Source organism: Desulfosarcina cetonica JCM 12296, from assembly GCF_001311845.1.
Lineage (GTDB): Bacteria > Desulfobacterota > Desulfobacteria > Desulfobacterales > Desulfosarcinaceae > Desulfosarcina > Desulfosarcina cetonica.
The window spans coordinates 1-8,561 of record NZ_BBCC01000240.1 but is presented as its reverse complement, the minus strand read 5'-3'; the positions used below and the strand labels follow the sequence as shown (position 1 = coordinate 8,561).

Annotated in this window: 12 protein-coding genes and 1 pseudogene; 11 read left to right on the top strand and 2 right to left on the bottom strand. The window is 61.4% G+C overall.

Annotation, left to right across the window (positions count from 1 at the left end):
• From JCM12296_RS30380 to JCM12296_RS42775, 4 genes are all read left to right on the top strand, one after another.
• Positions 1-922 (top strand): HD domain-containing phosphohydrolase (locus JCM12296_RS30380; RefSeq protein WP_157068030.1); only part of this gene is annotated, 922 nt, incomplete at its 5' end.
• A gap of 169 nt (positions 923-1,091) precedes the next feature.
• Positions 1,092-1,322 carry an aminopeptidase P family N-terminal domain-containing protein gene (locus tag JCM12296_RS42785; protein WP_054700879.1) on the top strand — a complete coding sequence of 77 codons (231 nt, stop codon included), beginning with the start codon at positions 1,092-1,094 and terminating at the stop codon, positions 1,320-1,322.
• Positions 1,319-1,603, top strand: a complete 285-nt coding sequence (locus JCM12296_RS42780) for an aminopeptidase P family N-terminal domain-containing protein (RefSeq protein WP_054700875.1) — start codon at positions 1,319-1,321, stop codon at positions 1,601-1,603. The genes JCM12296_RS42785 and JCM12296_RS42780 overlap by 4 nt, the downstream gene beginning before the upstream one ends.
• 20 nt (positions 1,604-1,623) lie before the next feature.
• On the top strand, positions 1,624-2,286 hold the full coding sequence (locus JCM12296_RS42775) for a M24 family metallopeptidase (protein ID WP_218188364.1): 663 nt from the start codon (positions 1,624-1,626) through the stop codon (positions 2,284-2,286).
• A gap of 13 nt (positions 2,287-2,299) precedes the next feature.
• Here the strand turns inward: JCM12296_RS42775 and JCM12296_RS30360 are convergent, their stop codons facing one another.
• On the bottom strand, positions 2,300-2,749 hold the full coding sequence (locus tag JCM12296_RS30360) for a DMT family transporter (protein WP_054700869.1): 450 nt from the start codon (positions 2,747-2,749) through the stop codon (positions 2,300-2,302).
• Between the two features lie 17 nt (positions 2,750-2,766).
• The gene (locus tag JCM12296_RS30355; protein ID WP_054700866.1) at positions 2,767-3,552 is read right to left on the bottom strand and encodes an NYN domain-containing protein; all 786 of its coding nucleotides are present in this window, start codon (positions 3,550-3,552) and stop codon (positions 2,767-2,769) included.
• 274 nt (positions 3,553-3,826) lie between these two features.
• On the opposite strand from JCM12296_RS30355, the gene JCM12296_RS39195 reads away from it, so the two are divergent.
• From JCM12296_RS39195 to JCM12296_RS46285, 7 genes and pseudogenes are all read left to right on the top strand, one after another.
• Complete coding sequence (locus JCM12296_RS39195) at positions 3,827-4,186, top strand: MFS transporter (protein ID WP_054700863.1); 360 nt, start codon at positions 3,827-3,829, stop codon at positions 4,184-4,186.
• Positions 4,128-5,147, top strand: a complete 1,020-nt coding sequence (locus JCM12296_RS30345; RefSeq protein WP_157068027.1) for an MFS transporter — start codon at positions 4,128-4,130, stop codon at positions 5,145-5,147. The genes JCM12296_RS39195 and JCM12296_RS30345 overlap by 59 nt, the downstream gene beginning before the upstream one ends.
• A gap of 11 nt (positions 5,148-5,158) precedes the next feature.
• On the top strand, positions 5,159-5,569 hold the full coding sequence (locus JCM12296_RS30340; protein ID WP_054700857.1) for a DMT family transporter: 411 nt from the start codon (positions 5,159-5,161) through the stop codon (positions 5,567-5,569).
• Positions 5,533-6,009, top strand: a complete 477-nt coding sequence (locus tag JCM12296_RS30335; RefSeq protein ID WP_054700853.1) for a DMT family transporter — start codon at positions 5,533-5,535, stop codon at positions 6,007-6,009. The genes JCM12296_RS30340 and JCM12296_RS30335 overlap by 37 nt, the downstream gene beginning before the upstream one ends.
• A gap of 242 nt (positions 6,010-6,251) precedes the next feature.
• Positions 6,252-6,518: a hypothetical protein gene (locus JCM12296_RS46295; protein ID WP_054700850.1), complete on the top strand. Its 267-nt coding sequence runs from the start codon at positions 6,252-6,254 to the stop codon at positions 6,516-6,518.
• Between the two features lie 5 nt (positions 6,519-6,523).
• Positions 6,524-7,648 carry an alpha-amylase family glycosyl hydrolase gene (locus JCM12296_RS46290; protein ID WP_246805144.1) on the top strand — a complete coding sequence of 375 codons (1,125 nt, stop codon included), beginning with the start codon at positions 6,524-6,526 and terminating at the stop codon, positions 7,646-7,648.
• A gap of 55 nt (positions 7,649-7,703) precedes the next feature.
• A pseudogene (locus tag JCM12296_RS46285) lies at positions 7,704-8,561 on the top strand (amylo-alpha-1,6-glucosidase); the annotation flags it as partial.

Below are 8,561 nucleotides of genomic sequence, written 5' to 3'. Positions count from 1 at the left end.
CCTGATCCTATTGGACATCAACATGCCGGAGATGAACGGTTTTGAGGTCTGCGAGGCATTCAAGGCCAGGGCCGATCTCCAAGCGATTCCGATCATCTTCATCAGCGCCATCACCGACACCGAGGAAAAGGTGCGCGCCTTCAAAAGCGGCGGTGTGGATTACATTACCAAGCCGTTTCACATGGAAGAGGTATATGCTCGTGTCGACACCCATCTGCAATTGCACCGGGCACGCGAATTGATGCGTACGTTCAACGATCAGCTCAAAGCCCGGGTGGCCGAACAGGTCGAGGAGATCAACCGCTCCCAGCAGGCGATGATCTTCGCCATGGCCAAACTGTCCCATACCCGGGATGACGACACCGGACTCCACCTCGAACGGGTGCAGTATCTCTGCCGTCGGCTCGCCAGTGCCTTGAGCGAAACGGACGCCTTCGCCGATGTCATCTCACCCGATTATATCGACTGTATCTTCCATGCCAGCCCGCTGCACGATCTGGGCAAGGTGGGAATCGTCGACGCCATCCTGCTCAAGCCGGGGCCCCTGACCCCGGAGGAGTTCGCGATCATGAAGACCCACACCACCATCGGTGCGGCCACCTTGGCATCGGTTCACGAACAATATCCCAACAACACCTTCGTGCAGATGGGCATCGATATCGCCAAATACCACCATGAGAAGTGGGATGGCAGCGGCTACCCCGAGGGGCTGGCCGGCACGGCCATTCCGCTGAGCGCCCGTATCATGGCGCTGGTGGACGTCTATGAGGCCCTGCGGGCGCGTCGACCCTACAAGCCCCCCTTCTCCCATGAGAAATCCAGGGCCATCATTCTCGATGGCCGCGGCAAGCATTTCGATCCCCGGCTCGTGGACAGTTTCGCCGGGATCATGGTGAGTTCGATGCCATCTATACCAGCATGATCGACGAGGCCTAACATCCCGATTCGTCTGTCAGCCAGCTCCTGCCAGGCTTTTTTTATTTTCCCGTTTGGTGTACAGCTTCCCCTGTGATAGCCAATACCGGCGCGCGGGCGGAACGCGTGCGCCGGTGCCGTTTGTCAAACCGATCATTTAGGGAGAGGCAGGAACGATGGGAACCGATTTTCATGTGCCTGCCGGAGAACTTTGCCGGCGGCAGGCGAGGATTCAGGCCAAACTTCAGGAGAAGGATATCGATGGCCTGCTGATCGTGCAGCGGGTGGATCTCTTCTATTTTTCAGGAACGGCCCAAAGCGGTTTTCTCTATATGCCGGCCGAGGGCGACCCCTTGCTGATGATCAAAAAATATCTTCCCCGGGCCGGCGGGAGTCGGCGCTTTTGAACTTGACGGCCATCGGGTCCATCCGTCAGATTCCCCATCGGATCGCCGATACCTATGGACGCCTGCCCGGCACGCTCGGCCTGGAAATGGATGTCCTGCCGGTCAATTATTTCAACAAGCTCCGCAACCTGCTGGGCGTCCGCGACTATGTCGACGCCGCGCCGCTGATCCTGGCGACGCGCATGATCAAGTCGGACTGGGAGATCGACCAGATGGCGCAGACCGCGGCGCTGTCGCAACGGACCTTTGATTACATGACCACCACCATTCGCCCGGGCTGAGTGAGATCGAATTCACCGGTATGTACGAAGCGTTTGCCCGTAAGTGGGGGCATGGAGGCATGCTGCGGGTGCGGGATTTTCTCACCGAGGGCTACGCCTGGCACCTGTTGTCCGGAACGAGCGGCGGCATGGTCGGCGTGCTGGATTCACCGGCCAGCGGGGAAGGCACATCGGCCGCCTTTCCCTGCGGGGCGGGCGGTAGGCGACTGGCGGCCAACGAGCCGATCATGATCGATTTCTCCTGCGTGCTGAACGGCTACCACATGGATGAAACGCGCATGTTCGCCATCGGCGACATGCCGGCGCGAGCCATGCGGGCCTGCCAGGCCGCCATGGAGATCCATGACGCGGTTCTCGAAAAGGTCAGGCCCGGGGTGACCCTGGGCGACCTGTTCGACGTTTCCGTGGACCGGGCGGCGGCCCTGGGCTACGCCGACCCGTACCTCGGCCCGCCGGGTAGCAAAGTCACCTTCATCGGCCACGGCATCGGGCTGGAGCTGGTCGAGGCGCCGATCATCGCCAGGGGCCGGGACATCCCGCTGGAAGCGGGCATGACCCTGGCCCTCGAACCCAAGCTGGTCTTCGAGAACGAATTCTCCGCCGGCATCGAGGATGTTTTTCGGGTCACCGAAACCGGTTATCAGATGGTCAGTCAGGTGCCGGGAAAAATTTTTATCTGCTGATGGGTCAAGGACCTCAACCGGTCCGTTGAATCAGGTATAGACTGACCATCAAGCCGAGACAGCCCATCAGGCGGAAACCGTTGATCGGGTGCCGGGCCAGGCCGAAGAGGGCGAAATGGTCCAGGATCACCGAGATGATCAACTGGCCGACGATGGTGGCCACCACCGTATTGGCAATGCCGATACGCGGCGCCAGGACGAGCAGGGTGGTCACGAACACCACGCCGTATATGCCGCCGCTGTAGTAGATTGGCGGGATCGCGCGCAGCTGGGCCATGCTGGGCAGGGCGGGGTTGCGAATCGCCAGGATGAGCAAAAGCGCGAGCACCGCGCCGAAGAAGGAAATAAACGTGGCCTGCAGGGGGTGATTGAGGCTTTTGCCCAGGTGGCCGTTGATGGCGCCTTGGATGGGAACCAGGCCGCCGACGCAAAGAGCGATCAACACCAAGAGGAAATTTTTCATCGGATGTCTATCCGTTCCTATTCAATCAGACACACCAGGTGGTCGTGCTGGCCCCGTTCGATCTGGAACTGGTCGTTGTGTTTCTTCAACAGGTCGGCGAAGCTGCGACAACCGTAGTTGGATTCGTCAAAGGTCGGATCGAGCCGTTTGACCACCGGCCGGATGGCGGCCTTGAGCACCCATTTATCGCCGTTTCGAAGGGCAATCTGTTTGATCGCCTTGGTGATCAGCTCGGCGGCATCCTTGACCGTGGCGGTTTCGATATCCTCCTCGCAGTTCTCGCATTGGGGTTCGAGGGCAAAGGTTTCGTAGTATTTGAAGTCCGAACAACTGTTGGCCCAATGCCGATTGGTGGCGTTCTTGCACCCCACGCCGATCAGGTCCTTGCCGGCGGCCTTGAGTTTCTGGGCCAAGGGAATGAAGTCGCTGTCCCCACCGACGACGACGATGGATGAGATGTGCGGAAACCGCAGGATGTCCTCCACCGCGTCCAGGGAGAGCTTGATGTCGGCGCCATTTTTGGCCAGGGGACCGGGGGGAAAGAGCTGGATCAGCTCCACGGCGCATTTGAGCAGGCTTTGACGGTAGTTGCTGAACCAGTGCCAGTTGCAGTAGGCTTTGTTGATCGCCACGTTGCCGTAGGTGGTGGCGAAGTCGTAAACGCCCTGCACGTCCACGAGGACTTCCTGCTGGCGGTTGCGGTTGGCGGGCTTCGGATAGCTGCCGCTGCCGTTGATGGTGTCGAAGATGCTGGCGTGCAGGTTTTCGAAGTCCCAATAGATGGCGACGGTTTCCTTGGTCATACCCTGGCCTCGTTGAATGGTGTCTGAATGATGGAGCCACATTAAAGGGGATCGCGATGTTTGTCAAATTTAACGGACTCGAAAGAGGCCCCATCGGAGAATCGATGCTTCGCCTTTTGGCCGGCGCAAACCCGTATTATATTAAAGCTTCCCTTGGCAGGCGGACCGACCGGGTGGCCGATCCCGTGCCTGCGCGCAACCTAACCGACCATCCGGGAAGGACCTTCCGCTGAAATCGCACACACCTCATCCTGCCGCACCGTCGCCATTCGCCGTGAAAAATGTCCGCCGTTTCATCGCGTTCCGGGTATTTTTCAACTGCCGTTTCTACTATCCGGTATTCACGGTCATGTTTCTCGATTTCGGGCTCAGCGTCGCCCAGTTTTCGATCCTCAATGCGGTCTGGGCAGCCACCATCGTCTTGGCCGAGGTGCCGTCGGGGGCCCTGGCCGATATCGTCGGCCGGCGTCGATTGCTGGTCTTCGCGGCCGGCTCGATGCTCCTGGAGATGGCCATCCTCTGCCTGGCCCCCGGGAAACGTTTCCCTGCTGTTCATCTTTTTTGTGTTCAATCGCGTGCTCAGCGGTTTGGCCGAAGCCGCCGCCAGCGGTGCCGACGAAGCCATTGCCTATGACGCCCTGCAGGCCCGCGGCCTGGCCGGCCAGTGGGGGAGGGTTCTGGATCGTCAGATGCGCCTGCGCTCGGTGTTCTTCATTCTTACCATGAACGTGGGCGCCGCCGTTTATGATCCGAGCCTGATGACGCGCATGGCCGCCGCCGTGGGCTGGCCGCATGTTTTCACCCAGGCCCAGACCCTCAGGCTGCCGGTCTATCTGACCTTCATCCTGGCCCTGTTGACCCTGGCCGCCGTCCTGGGCCTGGAGGAAACCGCGCCTGGCGGGGAAAACCACCCGGACCCGGCGACCGGTGGCTCCGTCTGGTCGGCATTCCGGCTCACCCTGGCCTCGGGACGCTGGATTCTCAAGACCCCCTTTGTCCTCATGGTGATCCTTTTCGGCATGCTTTTTGACGGGATCCTGCGCATGGTCGTCACCCTGGCCAGTCAATACTATCGCATGGTCCAATTGCCCGAATCCAGCTTTGGCCTGATGGGATCGGCCATGGCCGTGGCCGGGATCTTCATTCCCCGGATCTGTCTGTGGATCGCCGAGAACCGCTCGCCCTTGTTCTGCCTCTGGTCCACCACGGCCGCCGCCCTGGTCGGACTCGTCGGCATGACCTTTTTCTGGCCCCTCGTGGGGCTCCTGCCGGCCCTGGTGGCCTTTTCCGCCATGTACATGGTCGGCTTTTACGTGAGTTATTTCATCAATCAAAAGGCCGCCTCCGCTCAACGGGCCACGGTGCTGAGTTTCAAGGGACTGGCCTACAACATCTCTTACGGAATCATCGGCATGGTCTATGCGGGATTGCTGGAGGCGAAGAAAAGCGGGGTTGGCACGGCCAGCCGCCAGGCCCTGGAGAACGCCGTTTTCAAGGACAGCTTCTACTGGTTTCCCACAGCCCTTGCCGTGGGGCTGGCGGTGCTGGCATCGGCAAGTTTTTTTATTTACCGTCACCGTGGCATGCGCCGTTGAGCGGAGGTTTCATGGATCGCACGACGGCCAAGGGCGTCCTCCTCATTCTGCTGGCGACGCTGTGCATCGTTTTGATGAACACCTGCGCCAAGGCGAGCAGTGTCAGCCACGGTCCGGTGGAGATGGTGTTCTACCGGGGCGTGGTGGCCCTTTTCCTGTTGGTGCCCTACATGCTGGCCAACCATCCGGTCGGCGTGTTCAAGACCCGGCGGGCGGGCGCCCACCTGTATCGTTCGATCATCGGCAATATCGGCGTGGGGCTGGTGTTCTGGGCCTATGCCCTGCTGCCCATGGCCAATGCCACGGCGCTGCTTTTCTCCGCGCCCTGTTCGTCACGGCCCTGTCGCCGGTGTTGCTCAGGGAACGGGTGGATGGGGCCCGTTGGATGGCCGTGTTTCTCGGATTCGGCGGCATTCTCCTGATCGCGCGCCCCTCCATGGGGATTCTGAACGATCGGGCCGCCATCGTGGGGCTGGGGGCGGCCCTGTGTATCGCCCTGGTGGACATGGCCCTGCGCAACCTCGGAAAAACGGAAAATCCCCTGACCACGGTGTTCTATTTCATCCTGGGCGGCGTGATCATCTCGGCCCCCCATACCTTGATTGCCGGCCACTTGCCGGCCGGCCGCATGCTGCCCTGGATGGCCGGCATCGGTGTTTTCACCGTCGTCCAGCAGCTGGCCAAAACCGCCGCGTACCGCCACGCCGAGGCGTCTTTTCTGGCGCCGTACACCTATACGGCGATCCTTTGGGCCACGTTGGTGGGGTGGCTGGTGTGGCACGAGGGGGTGTCTGTCCGCGTGATGATCGGCACCGCCGTGGTGGTGGCCAGCAACCTGTTCATTCTGCGCCGTGCCGATTGACCCGAAGAACTCACCAAAAGCTCCTATTGACAATTAAAATGCATTTATTTTATTTTGCTTTTTATTTTTGCCGCCATTCTTTCCGATTGATCCCGATGCGTTGCGGCCCGATCCACCCCGGGCCAGCCTTTCCGATACCCTTCAACAGGGGACCCAGTGGCGGTTGCACCGCGAAAGCACGGCCAGCCGTTGCCAACCGTTGTGGGGCCGCCACCACTTCCGCCAAGCGACAAGGATGATCTATGGTCCAATCCGATGCCATCGAACAATTGCCCTTGCCGGGCAGCCGTCACCTTCATTTTGTGGGTGACACGCTCACTTTTTTCCTGCAGGTACCCGAGACCTGGCAGGGACAGGCATGGCTGCGCACCAGCCTGGGACACGCCCGTTCCGTGCGCCGGGAGATCATCCGCCAGGTGGATCGGCGGGAGAATCCCCTGGGCCGCTGCTGGTACGACCTGCCCATGACCGATCTCGCAAGGGCCGCTACCGCATCACCGTCGTTTTGACCGAGGTGGGACATTTCGAAGCCAAGGGCTATTTTCTCAGCCACGACCGCGTCGATCCCCTTTGGCCGCCGGGCGCCAACACGGCGATCAACGTGGCGCCGGCGAATACCTGCTGCGCCAATATCATCTACAACGCCTTCGTGCGTCAGTTCGGCCCCAACAAAAGCGGTGCCATGACCGACATGGATCCCGCCGCAAAGCCCCTGGACGAGGCCGGCTACACGGTCATCCCGCCGTCGGGCACCTTTCGCGACCTGATCCGGGAACTGGATTTCATCATCGGCCATTTGGGATGCCGGATCATCCAACTGTTGCCCATTCATCCGACCCCCACGACCTATGCCCGCATGGGCCGCTTCGGCAGTCCCTACGCGGCCCTGAGCTTCACCGCCGTCGATCCGGCCCTGGCCGAGTTTGATCCCAAGGCCACGCCCCTGGAGCAGTTCATCGAGTTGGTGGATGCCGTTCACGCCCGGGACGCGCGGATCATCATCGATATCGCCATCAACCACACCGGCTGGGCGGCCAGCCTGCACGAAAGCCATCCCCAGTGGCTCTCCCGCGAACCGGACGGGCAGATCGAGACCCCCGGCGCCTGGGGCGTGGTCTGGGCCGATCTGACCCGTTTGGACTATACGCATCAGGATCTGTGGCAGTACATGGCCGATGTTTTTCTCACCTGGTGCCGCCGGGGGGTTGACGGCTTCCGTTGTGACGCCGGCTACATGATTCCCACGCCGGCTTGGCGCTACATCATCGGCAGGGTGCGGGATCAGTTCCCCGGGGTGATCTTCCTGTTGGAGGGATTGGGCGGCAAGGTTTCCGTGACCCGGGATCTCCTCAACTGGGCCGATTTCAACTGGGCCTACAGTGAGTTGTTCCAGAACTACGATCGCGGCCAGATCGAGTACTACCTGCCGGTGCCCTGGAGATTTCCCGGGCCGACGGTGCCACCATCCACTTTGCCGAGACCCACGACAACCTGCGCCTGGCGGCCACCTCGGCGGTCTATGCCCGCATGCGCACCGCCCTGTGCGCGCTGCTCTCCGTTCAGGGCGGCTTCGGGTTTGCCAACGGCGTGGAATGGCTGGCCACCGAAAAAATCGATGTGCACGGCTCACCGTCCCTGAACTGGGGGGCGCCGGAGAACCTGGTGGATCATATCCGTCGCTGAGCGCCCTTTTGATGACCCACCCGGCCTTTGCTCATCCGGTGCGGGTGGCGATGATCCAGGAGGGGACGGGTAACTGCATTGTCATCGCCCGTCGGCACGAACCGTCCGGTAAGGGACTTGTGGTGGCGGTTAACCTGGATGTCGAGAAGGAGACCACGGCTGCCTGGCCCCTGGCAAAGACGCCCTTGAAGGCCGTTTCATGGTTTGACCTTTTAGAGGGGACGTCGGTGTCGGTCGACAGCGACGGCGAAACCCTGCGCCTGGCGTTGGCGCCGGGACAGGTGCGTTGCCTGAGCGACGATCCCGGCGACCTGACCGCCTTGACCGCGACTGAAGCGCATTTTCCCCGGACCCCGCAGCGCGTCCGGCAGCAGCGTCTCAGGGCCAAGGTGCTGCAAGTCTGGCGTCTGTACCGCGGGGTGGGCGATTTGGGCGATTTCGACGTGGATGCGGCCACCCAGTCCCTCGCAGCGTCGCCCCTGGCGTTTTGCCGGGCCATGAATCCCGATGGGAAAACCCCCCGGGCCGTGGTCTGGAATTATCCCGAGGATCTGCGCCGGGAGGTGATGGTGCCGCCGGGTCACTTCCTGCTGGTGCGGGCGGCCGACCCCTTTCGCGCGGTGGTCGATGAGAACCAGACCGCCATGGCCGTGGAAGAAAGCCTGACCGATGCGGCGGGTCATGCCTTCGCCCTTTTCAATCCCTTGCCGGTGGCTCGTTTGCACCGGTCCCGCTCCCTGAAGATTTCCTGCTACCACACCGATGGCGGAAGTCATCATACCGCGCCCTTATTGTATCTCAGCGACGCTCAGAATATGCGCGTGCGTAAAGTCTTCGCCCGGCCGCGCCGGCACCTGGCCACCATCACA